The sequence below is a fragment of the Streptomyces sp. DT224 genome, assembly GCF_049844595.1.
In the GTDB taxonomy this organism is placed as follows: Bacteria; Actinomycetota; Actinomycetes; order Streptomycetales; family Streptomycetaceae; genus Streptomyces.
This window is the reverse complement of the sequence record NZ_JBNCLI010000005.1, coordinates 330,331-346,713: the sequence shown is the minus strand read 5'-3', so window position 1 is coordinate 346,713 and position 16,383 is coordinate 330,331. Positions and strand designations below refer to the sequence as shown.

Below are 16,383 nucleotides of genomic sequence, written 5' to 3'. Positions count from 1 at the left end.
CCCATCAGTCTCCCGTGCGGGCGTCGTTGGGCTGTCAGCGTCGAAATCTCCGGGCGCCGGCGAACCGGTGCCCGGAGCGAGGAACCCGCCGTGGAGGGCCGTTCTAACGGTCCGCCAGCAACTGGCGCACATGGTCTGCCACTGCCGCTCGGGCCACAGTGGTCTGCTCGCCAGTCGTCATGTTCCGTACCGTGACGTTTCCGGCAGCCTCCTCGTCGGGCCCCACGATCGCGACGACGCGGGCGTGCTGATCGGCCGCCCACTTCAGTTGGCGGGCCAGCTTCTTCGATGCACCGAGAAAGACACCGGTGCGCAGGCCCTCGCGCCGCAACTGCGCGGCCAGGGTTGCCACGGAGGCTTCATCGAGGAGTGCGGGAACGGCGACGTCCAGTCCGCGAGGGGAGGCGGTCTCGTGGCTCTGGATGGCGAGGATGCGCTCGACGCCGATGGAACCACCGCAAGCGGGCATGTCCGGACCGCCGAGCGTGGCGACCAGTTTGTCGTAGCGGCCACCCGCGCAAATGGAGCCCGGGTAGGAGGGGGCGGTCGCCTCATAGATCACGCCGGTGTAGTAGTCCAGCCCACGAACCATGCTCGGGTTGTAGGCGATCCGGCCGGCCGCGAGGCCGGCATCGGTCACCAGTTGGATGAGAGTGTCGATCTCGGCCAGACCGGCTGTCCCGTCCTCGGTGGAGGACAAACGTTCGCGGATGACGTCGCGGTCGTCGGCGGTGACGTCGGCGACGAGGCTGTCGGCAGTCTCCGTCGGCAACCCGGCCGCGCCGGTCGCCAACTCCTTGGCGACGGCGTCCGGGCTCACCTTGTCGAGCTTGTCCAGAATGGCCAGCACGGTCGTCCCCGCTTGCGGAGTGACACCGTAGACATCCAGCAGCGCGTGCAGCGCCCGACGCGAGTTGACGTTGAAAGTGAAGCCCTCGACGCCGAGGGCGTCGAGGCCGTCCGCGAGCGCGAGGACGATTTCGGCGTCCGCCAGCGGTGAACGGGAGCCGACCGTGTCGATGTCGCACTGAACGAATTCTCGGAAACGGCCGTCCTGCGGGCGGTCCGCGCGCCACACCGGGCCGATGGCGTAGCGCTTGTAGGGCTGCGGCAGCTTCGATCCGTGGGTCGCGATGACGCGAGCCAGGGGAACCGTGTGGTCGTAGCGCAAGGCAAGGTCCGCCTGCCCGCTGGACTCGTGGATACCGCGCTTGAGGATCTTGAAGATCAGGCGGGCGGCCTCCTCGCCGTACTTTCCGGTGATCACCGAAAGGTTCTCGAACGCCGGAGTCTCCAGCGGGTCGAAGCCGTAGCGTTCGAAGATCTCGGCCAGAGTGTCGAACGCATACTTACGGCGACGGAGGTCGTCTGCGAGGAAGTCGCGGGTTCCGGACGGGGGCTGAGCGGCCTTGCCCATGCGCGGTGCACTCCGTTGGCGTCTAGGTCGGTTGAATGCGCGTAGCCTACTTCGCTGTTGAGTGGGAGAGGCGCCAGCTGGGGAAGTATCGCGCCAGCGTCGACAGCAGTTCGTCCACTTGCCCCTGGTCGCCGTAGCCGGTGTGCATCAGTGGGGTTCCTTCGATCTCCGTGAGCTGTTCCCAGCCGCTCAACTGGTCCATCAGCTTCTGCACGCCGGTCATCAGCGACAGCGACATGGAGGGCACGAGGGCGTCGATGCCGTGGGCCATGTAGTAGATCGACGACCGGCGGACGGCGGAGGAGTCCACCCGTTCGCTGTAATTCTCCTCCGAGAAGCGCGGGTAGCAGGAATCGAGCATGCCCTTGGGGACGTCCCAGACGGGCATCAAGACGTCAGTGTTCCCGGTGCGGCGGACCGGAAACGGCATGGGACGGCGGCCGTTGATCAGGCAGAACAACAGTTCCGCCGCGACGTCCTCGCGGTTGTAGCCGACCATCAGCCGAGATCCGCCGATCTCCTCGCAGATCGCCCGGCCGGCGAGGTTGATCAGGAACGTGGCGAAGAAATGTGCAAGGTCCGGACTGTAACGGCTGGAAAGTTCACGCCACAGCTCGTCCGGGCCTTTGCTCATCCCCAGCAACATCGCGATCTCGTCGGGGTGCAGTACCCGGTGCGTGAAGCCTGCCTCCGCACAGAGAGCTGCTGCCCGCTCGGTGGCCGCTTCGGGCCAGATCGGCATCATCGTCAGCGTGAAGCACACCACTTTCGACGGGTCCAAACCGTGCTTGGACACGTAGCGCTGGGTGCCCTGCACGAGGGTATTGGAGTCACCGCCGCCGGAGATTCCGGCCACCAGAGGCGGAGTCGCGGTGTGGTCGGTGAGGAAGTCGCAGATCCTGGTGAAGACGATCTCCTGCGCCTGCTCGGCATCCAGGGTGTGGACGCGATGAGTGGGGCGTTTCGCATCGTCGGCCCACTGGAAGTCGTACATCGCGACGGCCGGATTCCGGCCATGTTCCACGGTCTCCACCTTGCCGGGATCGATCGCGTCGATGTCGGTATTACGGATGCACTGAAGAATGACCTGCCGGTCGTCCTGCACCTCTGCCAAGGTCGCCGAAATGGGGATCGGCTTGAGGCTGCCGTCGCCGGGTACCTCGTATGCCTGGAACAGGCTGGGGGGAAGCCGGTGAGCGAGAAGGACGTCGGCCAGTGTCAACAGGTCCTGGGATTTCGGGCTCCGGGCGCCTTGCGAGAACAGCATCGTGACCTGATCGAGCGTGACCATGTGCGTCTCCAGTGTCGTCGGATATGCGCTGTGACTGTGCGCAGTCGGCCCCGCCCCTGAGGGGGCACAGGGACGGGGCCGCTGCTTCTAGATGTGCGCGGTCAGCGCTGTGACGGCCAGGACTTCTTCGACCTTCTCCGAGGTCATGCGGTCCAGTCCGGCCTGCGGGAGCGTGCGCGCCAGGACCTCAGCCAGTGACTGGATGTCGAAGCGCTCCGCCGCAGCGGTGGCCGCCTCGGTGCGTGCCTGTTGTGGGGACATTCGGATTCCTCCTTCGTTGAAGGTGCGGGCCCCGATACTGAAACCCGTCGGTGGGACGGTGAAACCTCGCTTAAAGACCACATCGGGACGTCCCGCGTCGGGTAGAGCGTCCTGGCAACGTCCGTGGCGCCGTCCCGGTATCGAGGGGGAGACTGTCCATGCAGAACGAGCGATTACGAGAAGCGATGGCCGCGGCCGGCTTCACCTACGGCAGCCTCGCCGAGAAGGTCGGCGTCGACCCGAAGTCCGTCGAACGGTGGGTCAACCTCGGCCGGGTCCCGCGTCGCAGGACCGCCGTGAGGGCGGCTGAGAAGTTGGGGGAGGACGTGCACGCGCTCTGGCCGGCGATACGACAGGCGCGCCCAGCTCGCGCCGCCAGTCCTGAACTCATCGCCGTTTACGATCAGCGCGCGGACTTGCCTGTCTCTGCCTTCATCGAACTGTTCGCTCGGGCCCGCGAGCGCATCGACATTCTTGTCTACGCCGCCGTGCACCTGCACGAGGCGTACCCCAGGCTGAACGATCTCCTCAGCGAGCGCTCAGCCGCCGGCTGCACCGTACGAATCGCACTGGGTGACGCGGACAGCGACCACGTCAGTCAGCGCGGCCGGGAGGAACGGTACGGACACGGCATCGAGTCGCGTTGCCGCCTGGCCCTGATGCACTTTCGCCCTCTCGTCGGCGTTCCTGGCATCGATGTGCGTACGCACGCGACGACCCTTTACAACTCGCTGTACCGGGCGGATGACCAGCTCCTGGTCAACGCGCACGTCTGGGGTGTAAGCGCCTACGCCGCGCCCTTGTGGCATCTGCGCCGGCAGAGTGACGAGGGCATGTTCACGACCTATGCGGCGTCCTTCGACGCGATCTGGTCCACCGCCACCCCCGTTCAGGAAGGCTGAGCGTATGTCACGCCGTACGGAGTACTACGACGACCCGGGCGCCCCGGAGCCCAACAGCCTCGTCGTCGCCGCCTCGGCGGTCGTCACTGACGAAGCCGGCCGCATCCTGCTTCAGCGCCGTTGCGACAACGGGCTGTGGGCGCTGCCCGGGGGCGGGATGGACATGACCGACTCGCTGCCCGGTACGGCGGTGCGCGAGGTGAAGGAGGAGACCGGGCTCGATGTGGAGATCACCGGGCTCGTCGGTACGTACACCGACCCGAGGCACGTCATCGCGTACAGCGACGGCGAGGTGCGCCGGCAGTTCAATGTGTGCTTCACGGCCCGGGTCACCGGTGGCCGGCTGACGCTGTCGGACGAGTCGACTGAGCTGCGCTTCGTGGCGCCCGAAGATGTGGACGCGCTGCCGATGCACCACACACAGCGGCTGCGCCTCGGCCACTATCTGGAAGCGCGCGAGCACCCGTATCTGGGCTGACAGTCGCGTTCCGGTTTCTCGTGGGTACGCAGGGGTGCCACCGGCCCGCCTCCTCGTTGACGCAGGCGGAGCCGTAGCGCGTCGAACGCGTGATGCAATGACCGCATGATGGCGGACCACGCATCCCTGGGACCACTGGAACTGGCCGACGGGCGTTGGGGGATCGGGGACTCCGCACGGCCCAGCGGCCATTGGGTGGAGCTGCGTCCGGACGGGTTCCAGCAGCACGAGCCCGACGTCGAAGGGCAGTTGGTGCCCTGGGCCAGGGTCATGACCGGGATCAGGATCACCTGGGGCAAGCACGCCCGGAACACGAGCAGCCGAGGCAAGTACACGCTGAAGGGCCTGGTCGCCGACCGCGACGGGGCCTGGCTCCACATGACCCTGCGCGACCCGTACGAGGACCACCAGCTGCGCTTCGACCAGCACGCGCGTCCCTACCGGGCGGTGGACGCTCTCCGGCTGGAGGCCCTGCTGCGGCGGCTCACCGATGAGGGGAGGCTGGGTCTCCTCGGCGACCCGGAATGGGTCGGGCGGGCCGTCGCGTCCCTGGCCGGCGGGAAGAACCGCTGGGTCACCGATGGCTCACTGGAGCAGGCGGTGGCCGAGGCGCTGGAGGCGGCCGGCGGAGGCCGCGTCTGACAGTCGTCCGCGGCGGTGGTGCCGTGAACAGGCACTGATGCGAGCGGCTTTGGGCATGATGAGGGGATGGCCTCCATGCCTGACACCTGGTCGAGAGTGCGCGAGGCTGACTTCCCTGCCGTGGAGTAATCCGGTTCGTCGCCCCGTCACCCTCCGGGCTGAGTGACCCGGATGACGAGTACCGCCACGTCGTCCCGGTGCGGGATCTCCGCGAGTCCGGCGGAGAGGGCCTGGAGGAGGAGGGGCAGGGGCTGGTCCGCGTGGTCGGCGAGTACGGCGGCCGTGTGGGCGGTGCACGCGTCGATGTCCTCGTCGCGGCGCTCGACCAGGCCGTCGGTGTAGAGCAGGAGCACGCTGCCGGGGGGCAGGTCCTGGGTGTGGTCCTCGCGGGGTGGGGCGTCCGGCAGGCCGAGCAGGAGGAGGTCGTGGCCGTACAGGGGCGCGACGCCCGAGCCCGGGGTGTGGAGGAGCGGCGGGGGGTGTCCGGCGTTGGACCAGGTCAGGCTCCAGCGGCCGGCGTCGCGGTCGAGGCGGGCGTGCACCGCCGTGGCGCCCGCGCCCAGGGGCAGGACGTCGATGGCCTGGTCGATGGCGTGCAGGGCGGCGGCGGGTGAGTGGGCCGGGTCGTCCAGGCTGGCCTGGCGGAGCATGCTGCGGATCTGGCCCATCACGGCGGCGGCCCGGACGTCGTGGCCGATCACGTCGCCGATCGAGATCATGAGGGACGTGGGCAGCGGATAGGCGTCGTACCAGTCCCCGCCCACCATGTCCTGGTCGGCGGCGGGCAGGTACAGGGCCGCCATGTCCAGGCCGGGCACGTCCGGCAGCTCCGTCAGCATCGCGGCCTGGAGCTGCTCGGCCGTGCTGAGCCGGTTGGCGACGAAGCGGGTGCGCTCCACGGCCTGGCTGACGTACCCCGCCACGCTCGTGAGGACCGCCTCCTCGGTCGGTGCCATGACGTGCGGGCGGGTCCAGCACCACGTCAGCACGCCGTGGGCGTCCGGCAGCGGGACGCACAGGGCGGACTGGAGGCCCAGCGAGTCGTACCCGGCGACGGCCTCGGGCCCGAAGCCGGCCACGAGCGTCGCGCGGTCCGGCACGAAGACGGTGCGCTGCTCCCGCATGGCCAGAGCGCTGGGGAACGCCGCGTCCCGGTCCAGACGGTCGATGGCGCTCTCCGCAGGGCGTACGTCGTCCGGGTCGACGACCCGCCACAACCCCTCGCCGTCGGCCAGCAGCAGACCCACGAACGCGGGCTCGGCGGGGCCCTTGAACAGCTGGCGGAGGCGGCGGACGAGGTCGGTCGGATCGAGGGCGCGGGCGAGTTCGACCGAGGCACGCAGCAGCAGACCGGCATGGTCGCGGTCCCGCTGGATCAGCTCCGTCGCGATCCTCAGCCGCAGCTCCATCGAGCAGGCGGCGGTGAGGTCCTCCAGGTCGTGCAGCTCGTCCGCCGTCCACTCCCGGGGGTGGTGGTCGATGGCGCAGAGCGATCCGAGCACCCGTCCGTCGGCGTCGGTGAGCGGCATACCGGCGTACGCGACCACCCGGAGATCGGGGATGGCGAGGCTGGCGCAGGTGCGGGGGTGCGCCCGGGTGTCACTGAGGACCAGCGGGCCGCCGTCCGCGACGACATGCTGGCAGAAGGAGTGGCTGAGCGGGGTCTCCCGCCGGTCCGCCCAGGGGCCGGACATCCCGACCATGCCGGGGAACACCTGCCGGTCGGGCTCCAGGAGCGAGACCAGGGAGACCGGGACGCGCAGCAGGCGGGAGACGAGCCGCGCGAACCGGTCCATGCCGGGATCGGCCGCCGAGGTCAGCCCGGCCAGCCGCAGCGCCTCCAGCCTTCCGGGGTCCCTCACCCCGGGGCCTCCGTCCGGGCGGGGAGGAAAGGCGCGATGCCCATAAAGCGCATTTTACGAATATACGGGCGATAGTTCGCGATGTCCTGGCCTGCGGCGGCGCCCCTACCCCCGCCGGGCCTCCGTGTCGCCGTTGACGGTACGCAGAGTGAGGCGGTGCGCGTGGTCCGAGCGCTCGGCCGTCGGGACGTCCGTGGTCGAGCGCCCGTTGACGGTGTGCGCGTCGGCCGCGTACGCCGGTGCGTCGGCCGGGAGCGTCACGCGCGCGGAGCCGTTGCGGGTGATGCCGCTGAGCGCGGCCGGGGCGGTGGCGCAGCCTACGTCCACGTCGCCGTTGACCGTTTCGGCGTCGATGCCGGCGCCCCGGAGGCCGGTCGCGCGGACGGACCCGTTCCGGGTGACCAGGTGCTGACGGGCGTCCTTCGCGCCGGAGTCCTGCACGGTGACGTCGCCGTTGACGGTGCTGAGGCTCAGCCCGCCCCGTACGTCGCTGACGTCGATCCCCGCGTTGCGCGCCCGCACGGTGAGCGCGACCCCGGCGGGTACGCGTACGAGCGGCATGCCGCCGCAGTTGTCCCGGGCCCGGTCGTCGCCCTCGTCGCACGGCAGGTCGAGGGTGTACGTACGCCCCTCCCCGTCGTCCCCGTGCGCGAGAACCGAGTCGTCCACCGTGACGCGGTCCCCGTCCGTCCCGACGACCCGCACACCGCCCTGGGTGGTGATGACGAGCCGGGTGTCCTGCGCGAGGTCGGCCGTCCGGAATTCCGCTCCCCGCGCGTCCGGGCCGTCGTGGCCGCAGGCGGACAGCACCAGCAGCGCGCACCCGGCCAGGACCGCCCGGCCCTTCGCTTCGCTCCGCGATGAGGTCATGGAAGGCGTGTGCCCCGGAAGCGGGGACTTACGGCCCGGGTGACCGCGGGGCCCGGCGCTCCACCACTCCCGCGTCCGCGCACCGGTCCGGGACCCGGCTGACCGCGGCCCGGCGCCGCTCCGCCGTCAGCGGCGTGGCACGCGTCAACCGCGGCCGCCGCGCCCGCCGGTGAACGCCGAGATGATCCAGATCACCAGCAGGGCCAGAAAGACGACGACGATGATCGTGGGAAGCGCTGACACCCTGGTCCCCCTTGGGGTCGTATGACCGTTCCTGCCGTGGCCCCTGAGGCTCACGAGGCTCAAGGGGCCGGGACCGACCGGATGTTACGCGCCTGCGGCAACGGCCGCCAGGGCTCCGGCACGCCCCGATCGTTCCAGGCGTACCGCCCTGTCCGGCGGATCGTCGTGGGCCGGCGGCGACCCGCCGGACACGCTCTAGCGGCGGCGCAGCGCCTCGGTGCCCGCGTACCGGGCGCTCTCGCCCAGCTCCTCCTCGATGCGGATCAGCTGGTTGTACTTGGCGGTGCGGTCGGACCGGGACAGGGAGCCGGTCTTGATCTGGCCGCAGCCCGTGGCGACCGCCAGGTCCGCGATCGTGGTGTCCTCCGTCTCGCCCGAGCGGTGCGACATGACGACCGTGTAGCCGGCGCGGTGCGCGGTGGACACCGTGGTCATCGCCTCCGTCAGCGTGCCGATCTGGTTGACCTTCACCAGGACCGAGTTGGCGACCCCGGAGGCGATGCCCTCGCGGAGCAGGGCGTCGTTCGTGCAGAAGACGTCGTCGCCGGTGAGCTGGCAGCGGTCGCCGACGCGGGCGGTCAGCTCGCGCCAGCCGTCCAGGTCGTCCTCGGCCATGGCGTCCTCGACCGACACGACGGGGTAGGCGTCGATCAGCTTCACCAGGTAGTCGGCGTGCTCCGCCGGGGTGCGGCGTACGCCTTCGCCCGCGTAGTCGTACACCCCGTCGCGGAAGAACTCCGACGTCGCCGGGTCCATCACGAGCCCGATGTCCGTGCCCGGCCGGTACCCCGTGCGCTCGACGGCCGCCACGACGAAGTCCAGCGCCTCCTCCGCCGTACGGAGGGAAGGCGCGAAGCCGCCCTCGTCGCCGACGCCCGTGGAGTGGCCGGCGGCGAGCAGGTCGCGGCGCAGGGTGTGGAAGACCTCCGAGCCCATGCGGACCGCCTCGGCGAACGTCTCCGCGCCGATCGGGGCGATCATGAACTCCTGGAAGTCCAGCGGATTGTCGGCGTGGGCGCCCCCGTTGACGATGTTCATCATCGGTACGGGCAGCAGCCGGGCGTCCGGCCCGCCCAGGTACCGGTACAGCGGCAGGCGGTGCGCGGCCGCCGCGGCCTTGGCGGCGGCCAGCGAGACGCCCAGGATCGCGTTGGCGCCGAGCCGGGACTTCGTGGCGGTGCCGTCCGCCGCGACGAGCGCGGCGTCCAGCCCCGCCTGGTCCTCCGCGTCCCGGCCGATGACGGCCTCGATGAGCTCCGTGTTGACGTGGTGCACGGCCCGGTCGACGCCCTTGCCGTGCCAGCGGGCCGGGTCGCCGTCGCGCAGTTCGACGGCCTCGCGGGCGCCGGTCGACGCCCCGGAGGGGACCGCGGCCCGGCCGAGCGAGCCGTCCGACAGCTCCACGTCCACCTCGACGGTGGGGTTGCCCCGGCTGTCCAGGACGCGGCGGCCGGTGACGGAGGTGATGGCGGTCATGGGAGTCCTTCCCTTGTCGCGTGCCGCGGTCCGGCTGCGACGACGGTGGCGCGGGACCCGGCGAGAAGCGACTCTACAGCAATGCTGTTTAGCTCTGCTGTTCAGATGTGCTGTTCAGATGTGCTGTTCAGTTCTGCTGTACAGTCCTCTGTCCTGTTTCCGCCCCCGCGTTAAAGTGCGGTATGCCCCTCCCGGAATCCGCCTCCATCGCCGCCGAGCTGCGCACAGCGATGGGCAAGCTCACCCGCCGCGTGAAGCTTGAGGACCAGATGCCGCTCGGCCAGGTGGCCGTGCTCGGCGAGCTGGACCGCAACGGCGCCCTGACCACCAGCGAGCTCGCCGCCAACCAGCGGGTGCGGCCGCAGTCCATGGCGCGCGCGGTCGGGCTGCTGATGGACCAGGGGCTGATCACGCGCCGCGCCCACCCCACCGACGGCCGCAAGAGCCTGGTCGAGCTGTCGGAGGCCGGGCGTGCCCTCCTGGAGGAGGAGCGGGAGCGCCGGGCCGACTGGCTGGCCCGTGCGATCGACGCGGAACTGAGCGGCGAGGAGCGCGAGTTGCTGGCCCGCGCGATCGGGCTCGTCGGACGGCTGGCGGCGCACTGAGTGCGGGGGCCGGCGCCCTCGTGGAAACCGGCCCCGCCGCCTCACCGCTTCAGCAGGAAGCCGAAGCCGCTCGACGTCCGCCCGGTCAGGCGCGCCGCCGAGACGAGGTTCCCCTCGGCCAGCAGGCGTTCCGTATCGGCCCGGGAGAGCCCGAAGCCGTCCGCGATCAGGCGCAGCGGACGGAGCGGTATCCGGGCCCCGAAGCGGACCGACACGTCGATCGCCTCGTGCTCCGGGCGGGTGTCGCCCCCGGTGTCCAGGCGCCAGGCGCCCGTCCAGTCGAGGGCGATGCGGTTGCGGCGCCGCACGACGCCGTCCTGGAGCAGTTCGCGCGCGAGGGCAGGGTCGTTGGCGTGCATCCGGTCCAGCAGCTCGGGGCGTACGGAGCGGACGTGCGCGCGCTCCAGGACCGCGACCTTGGTGGTGTCCCCGCACCCCGTGCAGAGCGCGAGGAGCCAGGCGTCCAGCAGCTTGTGGTTCGCGTTGACGCGGAACGTGCCGTGCGGCCGGAAGGTTCCGGACGCGCAGGAGTGGCAGCGGCGCAGGACGAGGGGCAGGCGTGTGGGCATGACGGCCCAATGGATGAGCACAGGTGTACACCGGTTTCCGGGTGAGAAATCCGCAGCAGGAAGCAGCGCGGCGCACAGGCGCGACGCGCGACAGATCAGCAGTGGGGAGGTCTCACGCGATGTACAACGGAACGCCCTTCCAGGGGACGGCGGATGCGGGGCCGCACCGCGCACGGCAGGGGGCCCGGCTGGACGGTAGCGGGGTGGGCCGGGGGGCTGCCACCGGATTTCGCCGGGCGGCCTCGGCGCCCAAGTGCCCGAGCCGCTAGGGTCGTTGTGATCGCAAAGAGCGCGAAGAGTGGGCCAGGGGGAGCGATGGACGGGAGAGGGACGGCACGCCGCTGGGGCGTCGTCACGGCCGGGGCCGTGCTGGCGGCGGTGGCGCTGACCGGCTGCGGGGGCGGCGGCGGTGACGGCGCGCCCGGTGCGAAGGCGGCCGAGGGGCGCAAGGGCGGCGGGGAGGCGAGGAAGCCGGCGCGGCGCGCGTTCGACCCGCCCGTGCGCTTCGAGGGGAACGCGGTCGACCTGACCGGTGCCGGGCAGCCGAGCACGTCGAGCGGAGAGGCTTTGCGGCCCGCGGTGACGCTGGTGGACGGGGTCGCGTACATCGCCGCCGGGGACGGGCTGGAGGCGGTCGACACCTTGACCGGCGATACCAAGTGGTACGTCGACACGAAGAACGAGGCCGACCGGGGCGGCTTCGGGGTCGAGCGGGTGCCGCCGCTCGTCTCGGAGGACGGGAGGACCGCGTACGCCGCGTGGAACCGCGAGGTCGCGGGCGAGGGGACCATGCCGACCCGAAACGTGATCGAGCTGCTGGCCGTCGACACCGCCACCGGCAAGAAGACCTGGTCGGCCGAGATCCCCTCCGACCCCAGCTCCACCGGGCTCGCCGCCACCGCCATCGGCGCCGACGGGAACCTCGCGCCGCAGGTCGTCGGAGTGGACGCCGGCACCGCGGTCGTCACCGACGCGGACACCACGTACGCCCTCGACCCCGCCACCGGGGCCGTCCGCTGGAAGAAGGGCGGCTACCGCGCACTGAACCTCGCCGGGGGCGTCGTGGCCGGCGGTGAGGAGACCGGCTACGCCAAGGGCCGGCTGCTGGGCGTCGACGCGGAGACGGGGAAGCGGCGGTGGACCGTGGCCGACGCCCGGCAGCCCGCTCACGCCGCGCCGAAGTTGCTGAGTGCGAACCTCGACGACCGGACGGTCGTCGTGGACGCGGTGACCGGTGGGACGCGGGTGAGCTTCGACAGCCGGGACTGGCGGTGCCTGGACGACGCGCGGTCGCTGGTCGCGTGCTCCAAGCACGGGTACCGCGCGTCGGACCGCGGGATCGTGGTCTTCGACGCCACCACGTTCCGGCACACGTGGGTGCTGCCCGACCACTCCGGCCGGTCGGTGCCGAAGGTCACCGGGTTCTGGCACGGCGCCCTGTACGGGGAGGTGGGCGAGCGGCCGGTCGTCCTGGACGGCAACACGGGCAAGGACCGCGAGACCGAGCCGAACGCGGCGCCGATCGAGATCGACCGGTACGGCGGCGTGGAGGGGACGCGGTTCATCCCGGCCGTGCGGTGACGGAAGGGGCCCCGCGCACCGCGGTGTGCGGGGCCCCTACGCGTACCGGGCGGCCTACTTCTTGAAGCCGTAGTCCATCAGCTTCTTCGCGTCCGAGATGCGGTTCGTCTCCGACGACGAGGTCAGGACCGTGCCGATCACCGTCTTGCCCTTGCGGGTCGCGGCGAAGACCAGGCAGTACTTGGACGCCGGGCCGGAGCCCGTCTTCACACCGATCGCACCGCTGTACGTGCCCAGCAGCTTGTTGGTGTTGCTCCACGACATGTAGCGGTAGCCGCCGCTCTTCGTCGTGACCTTCTGCTTGGTCGACTTCGTCTTCACGACCGTGCGGAACGTGGAGTACTTCATCGCGCTGCTCGCGAGCTTCGTCAGGTCGCGCGGGGTCGAGTAGTTGGACCCGTTCCCTATGCCGTCGAACGAGTCGAAGTGCGTGTTCTTCAGGCCGAGGGCCTTGGCGGTGCTGTTCATCTTGCCGATGAACGACTTCACGCGCGCCGCGCGCGTCGTGCCGGAGCCGAACTTGTCGGCCAGCGCGTACGCGGCGTCGCAGCCCGACGGCAGCATGAGGCCGTAGAGCAGCTGGCGCACGGTGACCTTGTCGCCCACGATGAGACGCGCCGAGGACGCGCCCTTGGAGACGATGTAGTCGCTGTACGCCTTCTGGATCGTGACCTTGGAATCCAGGTTCAGGCCCTTCTGGGCCAGCACCACGCGCGCGGTCATGATCTTCGTCGTCGAGCCGGTGGAGCGGCGGGTGTCCGCGGCCTTGGTGAACAGCGTCTTTCCGGTGCCGTTGTTCATCACGAAGCCGCCCTTGGCGACGATCGAGGGCGCCTTGGGCGCGGCGGCCCGTGCCTTGGCGAAGTAGGGCGCCCTAGGAGCGGCGGCCTGCGCCGTGGAGGCGAACGCGCCGCCCGCGATCAGGGCGCCCGTGGTGAGGGCCACCGTGACGGTCGCCGAACCGCGCCTTATGCCCTTAATGCCGAGTTTCAAGTTGAACGCTCCAAATGCCCCTGGAAGGCGGCCACATGAGGGTGCCGCCGCGCTGATAAGACGAACGACCGCACCGCTTGGTTGGGCCCGTGCGCGGGTGATTTTTTACGACATCCAGGGGCGGCGGAGCGTTCGCGCGGCGATGGCGCGCGGTGGCCAGGGACTACGATCGGCGTCACATCCGAGCGCCCCAGAGGCCGGAGGCAACCGTGGACGATGTCGTGCGTGCGCAGGAGTCCGTCAGGGCATACGGCGAGCTCCTCGCCCTCGCCGAGCGCCTGGAGGCGTTGCGGCAGCTGGGCGAGGACGGGGTCGAGGCGCATACGACGGCCGCACTGCACGCGGTCCGCTTCGCCGCGACGATCCTGTGGCGGACCGTGCCGGCCGTGCCGGAGCCGGACTGTCGGCAGGACGAGGAGCGCCTGCTCGAACTGGCCGCGCACTGGCGCGAGGCGGCGCTCGGCCTCGGCGAGTTCGCGCCCCAGCGCCCGACGCTGCGGCTGGTGGAAAACGACGGGCCGACCGCGTAGCGGCTGGGATAGCGTCCCCGGGCATGACGCCTTCCCTGCGCAGTGAACGCCTGGTCCTCGAACCGTATGCGCCCGCCGACGAGGAGGCGTTCGTCGCCCTCTTCCTGGACCCCCGCGTCTCCCGGTGGATGGGTGACGGACCCTGGCCCGAGGAGCGGTACAGGACCACGTTCTCCCGCATCTTCACGCACGCCTACGGCAGCGAGGGCTTCGACGTCTGGGCCGTGCGCCGAGGCGGCCGGACGATCGGCCACGCGGAGATCAAACCGGCCCAGGCCGTCGAGGGATACGAGCTGGTCTACGGCCTCGCACCCGAGGCGTGGGGCCAGGGCCTCGGTACCGAACTGGCGCGGACGGTCGTCGCGTACGGCTTCGAGGTGCTGGGCCTGGACCAGGTGTACGCGACCGTGGCCGAGCCGAATGCGGCCTCGCTGGCGGCCCTGCGGAAGGTGGGGTTCCAGCACGTCAGGGACATCGCCGAGGAGGACGGCGGCACGACGCTGCTGCTGGCGTGCGAGCGGTAGCCGGCGGCCCGGCCCCTCGCCCGCATCGTGGACGGCGGGACGCTTGCGTGCATGTTGTATCTATGCTGTACGCATGCCAGCCCCCGCACCCTCCACATCCCCCGGCCCCGCCCCCCTCACCCCGCCCGCGAAGCAGCCGCCGGCTGCCGACCGCGTCTACACGCACGTCAAGGACGCCGTCCTGGACCGCCGCTACGAGGGCGGCACCCTGCTCACCGAGGGCGGCCTCGCCGAGGCCGTGGGGGTCTCGCGCACGCCGGTGCGCGAGGCACTGCTGCGCCTTGAGGTCGAAGGGCTCATCAAGCTCTACCCGAAGAAGGGCGCCCTGGTGCTCGCCGTCTCCGCCCAGGAGATCGCGGACGTGGTGGAGACCCGCCTGCTGGTCGAGGAGTTCGCCGCCCGCAAGGCGGTGCCCGCGTCCCCGCAGCTGATCAGCCGGCTGGAAGCGCTCCTGGAGGAGCAGCGGCACTACTCCGACGCCGGCGACCTGGCCACCGTCTCCGTCAAGGACCGCTGCTTCCACGCCGAGATCGTCCGCCACGCGGGCAACGAGATCCTGTCCCGTCTCTACGACCAGCTGCGCGACCGCCAGCTGCGGATGGGCGTCGCCGTGATGGAGGCCCACCCGGACAGGATCGCCGCCAACATCGCGGAGCACAGCGAGCTGCTGGAGGCGATCAGGTCCGGGGACGCGGAGTTCGCCGCCCAGGTCGTGCGCCGCCACGTCGGCCGGGTCAAGGTGCTGGTCCGGGGTGATGACCGGTGAGTTCCGCCGCCGCACCCACCCTGCCCCTGCCCGGTGACCCGCCTGGCGGCCGGCGTGCCGTCAGGATCTGGGGCATCGGCGTCGCCGTCTACTTCGTCGCCATCATCTTCCGGACCAGCCTCGGCGTCGCCGGCCTCGACGCCGCCGACCGGTTCGACGTCAACGCCTCGGCGCTCTCCACCTTCTCGATCCTCCAGCTGCTCGTGTACGCGGGCATGCAGATACCCGTCGGCCTGATGGTCGACCGGCTCGGCACCAAGAAGGTCCTCGCCCTCGGGGCCGTCCTGTTCACCCTCGGCCAGCTCGGCTTCGCGCTCTCCCCCACGTACGGCACGGCGCTCGCGTCCCGGGCGCTGCTGGGCTGCGGCGACGCGATGACGTTCATCAGCGTGCTCCGGCTGGGCACGCGCTGGTTCCCCGCCCGGCGCGGGCCGCTGATCAGCCAGGTCGCCGCCCTCTTCGGGATGGCGGGCAACCTGATCTCCACGCTGGTGATCGCCCGCGCCCTGCACGGCTTCGGCTGGACGACCACCTTCGTGGGCAGCTCGCTGGCCGGGGTCGTGGTGCTGGTGCTGCTCCTCCTCTTCCTCAAGGACCACCCCGAGGGCTACGAGCCTCCGCCCGCGCAGCACGCCGCCGGGGCGTACGTGCGCAGGCAGATCGCCGCCTCCTGGCGCGAGCCCGGGACCCGGCTCGGGATGTGGGTGCACTTCACCACGCAGTTCCCGGCGATGGTGTTCCTGCTGCTGTGGGGCATGCCCTTCCTGGTCGAGGACCAGGGGCTCGGCCGCGGGACGGCCGGTGAGCTGCTGACCCTGGTGGTGCTCTCGAACATGACGCTGGGGCTCGTCTACGGGCAGGTGATCGCCCGTCACCACGCGGCCCGCGTCCCGCTCGCCCTCGGCACGGTCGGCACGACGGCCGCGCTGTGGGCGGCGACGATCTTCCACCCCGGGGACCATGCGCCGATGTGGCTGCTGGTCGTCCTGTGCCTGGTGCTCGGGGCGTGCGGCCCGGCCTCGATGATCGGCTTCGACTTCTCCCGCCCGGCCAACCCGCCGGAGCGCCAGGGCACCGCGTCCGGCATCGTCAACATGGGCGGCTTCGTCGCCTCGATGACCACGCTGCTGGCGGTCGGCGTGCTGCTGGACGCGACCGGTGACAACTACCGGGTGGCGTTCTCGTCGGTCTTCGTCCTGGAGGCGCTGGGCGTCACGCAGATCCTGCGGCTGCGCGCGAGGGCCGCGCGCCGCGAGCGCGACCACCATGTGGTCAGCCGGGTGGAGGCGGTGCACGTGCCGGCGTGATCCGGCCCCTGAACGGCGGCGCGCCCGTCCCCCGTCGCGGGGGCGGGCGCCGCTGTGTGCCGGGGC

Annotated in this window: 17 protein-coding genes; 9 read left to right on the top strand and 8 right to left on the bottom strand. The window is 70.9% G+C overall.

Going from position 1 to position 16,383, the window contains the following annotated elements; all coding sequences use genetic code 11:
- Positions 1-103 precede the first annotated feature (103 nt).
- The 3 genes from hisS to ACLQ2N_RS14735 form a co-directional block, all read right to left on the bottom strand.
- Complete coding sequence (gene hisS, locus ACLQ2N_RS14745) at positions 104-1,417, bottom strand: histidine--tRNA ligase (protein WP_425812905.1); 1,314 nt, start codon at positions 1,415-1,417, stop codon at positions 104-106.
- 46 nt (positions 1,418-1,463) lie between these two features.
- A complete protein-coding gene (locus tag ACLQ2N_RS14740; protein WP_425812903.1) occupies positions 1,464-2,708 on the bottom strand; it encodes a hypothetical protein in 1,245 nt (414 codons plus the stop codon).
- A gap of 87 nt (positions 2,709-2,795) precedes the next feature.
- Positions 2,796-2,969 carry a hypothetical protein gene (locus ACLQ2N_RS14735; RefSeq protein ID WP_425812901.1) on the bottom strand — a complete coding sequence of 58 codons (174 nt, stop codon included), beginning with the start codon at positions 2,967-2,969 and terminating at the stop codon, positions 2,796-2,798.
- Positions 2,970-3,127: 158 nt separating this feature from the next.
- Here ACLQ2N_RS14735 and ACLQ2N_RS14730 point away from each other — a divergent pair, with 158 nt between their 5' ends.
- The 3 genes from ACLQ2N_RS14730 (at position 3,128) to ACLQ2N_RS14720 (ending at position 4,991) form a co-directional block, all read left to right on the top strand.
- A complete protein-coding gene (locus ACLQ2N_RS14730) occupies positions 3,128-3,871 on the top strand; it encodes a helix-turn-helix domain-containing protein (RefSeq protein ID WP_425812899.1) in 744 nt (247 codons plus the stop codon).
- A gap of 4 nt (positions 3,872-3,875) precedes the next feature.
- On the top strand, positions 3,876-4,349 hold the full coding sequence (locus ACLQ2N_RS14725; protein ID WP_425812898.1) for an NUDIX hydrolase: 474 nt from the start codon (positions 3,876-3,878) through the stop codon (positions 4,347-4,349).
- A 105-nt stretch (positions 4,350-4,454) separates the two neighbouring features.
- Positions 4,455-4,991, top strand: coding sequence for a hypothetical protein (locus ACLQ2N_RS14720; RefSeq protein WP_425812897.1), 537 nt, complete (start codon positions 4,455-4,457; stop codon positions 4,989-4,991).
- A gap of 146 nt (positions 4,992-5,137) precedes the next feature.
- Here ACLQ2N_RS14720 and ACLQ2N_RS14715 read toward each other — a convergent pair whose 3' ends face one another.
- The 3 genes from ACLQ2N_RS14715 to eno form a co-directional block, all read right to left on the bottom strand.
- Positions 5,138-6,853: a GAF domain-containing SpoIIE family protein phosphatase gene (locus tag ACLQ2N_RS14715; RefSeq protein ID WP_425812896.1), complete on the bottom strand. Its 1,716-nt coding sequence runs from the start codon at positions 6,851-6,853 to the stop codon at positions 5,138-5,140.
- A gap of 105 nt (positions 6,854-6,958) precedes the next feature.
- The gene (locus tag ACLQ2N_RS14710) at positions 6,959-7,723 is read right to left on the bottom strand and encodes a DUF4097 family beta strand repeat-containing protein (protein WP_425812895.1); all 765 of its coding nucleotides are present in this window, start codon (positions 7,721-7,723) and stop codon (positions 6,959-6,961) included.
- A gap of 438 nt (positions 7,724-8,161) precedes the next feature.
- Entirely contained in the window at positions 8,162-9,442 is a 1,281-nt protein-coding gene (gene eno / locus ACLQ2N_RS14705; protein WP_425812893.1) for a phosphopyruvate hydratase, read from the bottom strand.
- A gap of 182 nt (positions 9,443-9,624) precedes the next feature.
- Here eno and ACLQ2N_RS14700 point away from each other — a divergent pair, with 182 nt between their 5' ends.
- Positions 9,625-10,047, top strand: a complete 423-nt coding sequence (locus tag ACLQ2N_RS14700; protein WP_425812891.1) for a MarR family winged helix-turn-helix transcriptional regulator — start codon at positions 9,625-9,627, stop codon at positions 10,045-10,047.
- 41 nt (positions 10,048-10,088) lie between these two features.
- Here the strand turns inward: ACLQ2N_RS14700 and ACLQ2N_RS14695 are convergent, their stop codons facing one another.
- On the bottom strand, positions 10,089-10,637 hold the full coding sequence (locus ACLQ2N_RS14695; protein ID WP_425812889.1) for a DUF1062 domain-containing protein: 549 nt from the start codon (positions 10,635-10,637) through the stop codon (positions 10,089-10,091).
- Positions 10,638-10,931: 294 nt separating this feature from the next.
- Between ACLQ2N_RS14695 and ACLQ2N_RS14690 the strand changes: the two genes are divergently transcribed.
- Positions 10,932-12,197, top strand: coding sequence for a PQQ-binding-like beta-propeller repeat protein (locus ACLQ2N_RS14690; RefSeq protein ID WP_425812887.1), 1,266 nt, complete (start codon positions 10,932-10,934; stop codon positions 12,195-12,197).
- 54 nt (positions 12,198-12,251) lie between these two features.
- Here the strand turns inward: ACLQ2N_RS14690 and ACLQ2N_RS14685 are convergent, their stop codons facing one another.
- Entirely contained in the window at positions 12,252-13,190 is a 939-nt protein-coding gene (locus tag ACLQ2N_RS14685) for a D-alanyl-D-alanine carboxypeptidase family protein (protein ID WP_425812885.1), read from the bottom strand.
- 209 nt (positions 13,191-13,399) lie between these two features.
- On the opposite strand from ACLQ2N_RS14685, the gene ACLQ2N_RS14680 reads away from it, so the two are divergent.
- From ACLQ2N_RS14680 to ACLQ2N_RS14665, 4 genes are all read left to right on the top strand, one after another.
- Complete coding sequence (locus ACLQ2N_RS14680; RefSeq protein ID WP_425812883.1) at positions 13,400-13,720, top strand: hypothetical protein; 321 nt, start codon at positions 13,400-13,402, stop codon at positions 13,718-13,720.
- Between the two features lie 23 nt (positions 13,721-13,743).
- On the top strand, positions 13,744-14,244 hold the full coding sequence (locus tag ACLQ2N_RS14675) for a GNAT family N-acetyltransferase (protein WP_425812881.1): 501 nt from the start codon (positions 13,744-13,746) through the stop codon (positions 14,242-14,244).
- Between the two features lie 73 nt (positions 14,245-14,317).
- A complete protein-coding gene (locus ACLQ2N_RS14670; RefSeq protein ID WP_425812879.1) occupies positions 14,318-15,010 on the top strand; it encodes a GntR family transcriptional regulator in 693 nt (230 codons plus the stop codon).
- A complete protein-coding gene (locus tag ACLQ2N_RS14665; protein ID WP_425812877.1) occupies positions 15,007-16,317 on the top strand; it encodes an MFS transporter in 1,311 nt (436 codons plus the stop codon). Before ACLQ2N_RS14670 ends, ACLQ2N_RS14665 begins: the two co-directional genes overlap by 4 nt.
- The last annotated feature ends 66 nt before the right edge of the window (positions 16,318-16,383 follow it).

Coding starts and splice junctions, on each gene's coding strand:
- hisS (WP_425812905.1), bottom strand. CDS start 1,417: ATGGGCAAGGCCGCTCAGCCCCCGTCCGGAACCCGCGACTTCCTCGCA.
- ACLQ2N_RS14740 (WP_425812903.1), bottom strand. CDS start 2,708: ATGGTCACGCTCGATCAGGTCACGATGCTGTTCTCGCAAGGCGCCCGG.
- ACLQ2N_RS14735 (WP_425812901.1), bottom strand. CDS start 2,969: ATGTCCCCACAACAGGCACGCACCGAGGCGGCCACCGCTGCGGCGGAG.
- ACLQ2N_RS14730 (WP_425812899.1), top strand. CDS start 3,128: ATGCAGAACGAGCGATTACGAGAAGCGATGGCCGCGGCCGGCTTCACC.
- ACLQ2N_RS14725 (WP_425812898.1), top strand. CDS start 3,876: ATGTCACGCCGTACGGAGTACTACGACGACCCGGGCGCCCCGGAGCCC.
- ACLQ2N_RS14720 (WP_425812897.1), top strand. CDS start 4,455: ATGATGGCGGACCACGCATCCCTGGGACCACTGGAACTGGCCGACGGG.
- ACLQ2N_RS14710 (WP_425812895.1), bottom strand. CDS start 7,723: ATGACCTCATCGCGGAGCGAAGCGAAGGGCCGGGCGGTCCTGGCCGGG.
- eno (WP_425812893.1), bottom strand. CDS start 9,442: ATGACCGCCATCACCTCCGTCACCGGCCGCCGCGTCCTGGACAGCCGG.
- ACLQ2N_RS14700 (WP_425812891.1), top strand. CDS start 9,625: ATGCCCCTCCCGGAATCCGCCTCCATCGCCGCCGAGCTGCGCACAGCG.
- ACLQ2N_RS14690 (WP_425812887.1), top strand. CDS start 10,932: ATGGACGGGAGAGGGACGGCACGCCGCTGGGGCGTCGTCACGGCCGGG.
- ACLQ2N_RS14675 (WP_425812881.1), top strand. CDS start 13,744: ATGACGCCTTCCCTGCGCAGTGAACGCCTGGTCCTCGAACCGTATGCG.
- ACLQ2N_RS14670 (WP_425812879.1), top strand. CDS start 14,318: ATGCCAGCCCCCGCACCCTCCACATCCCCCGGCCCCGCCCCCCTCACC.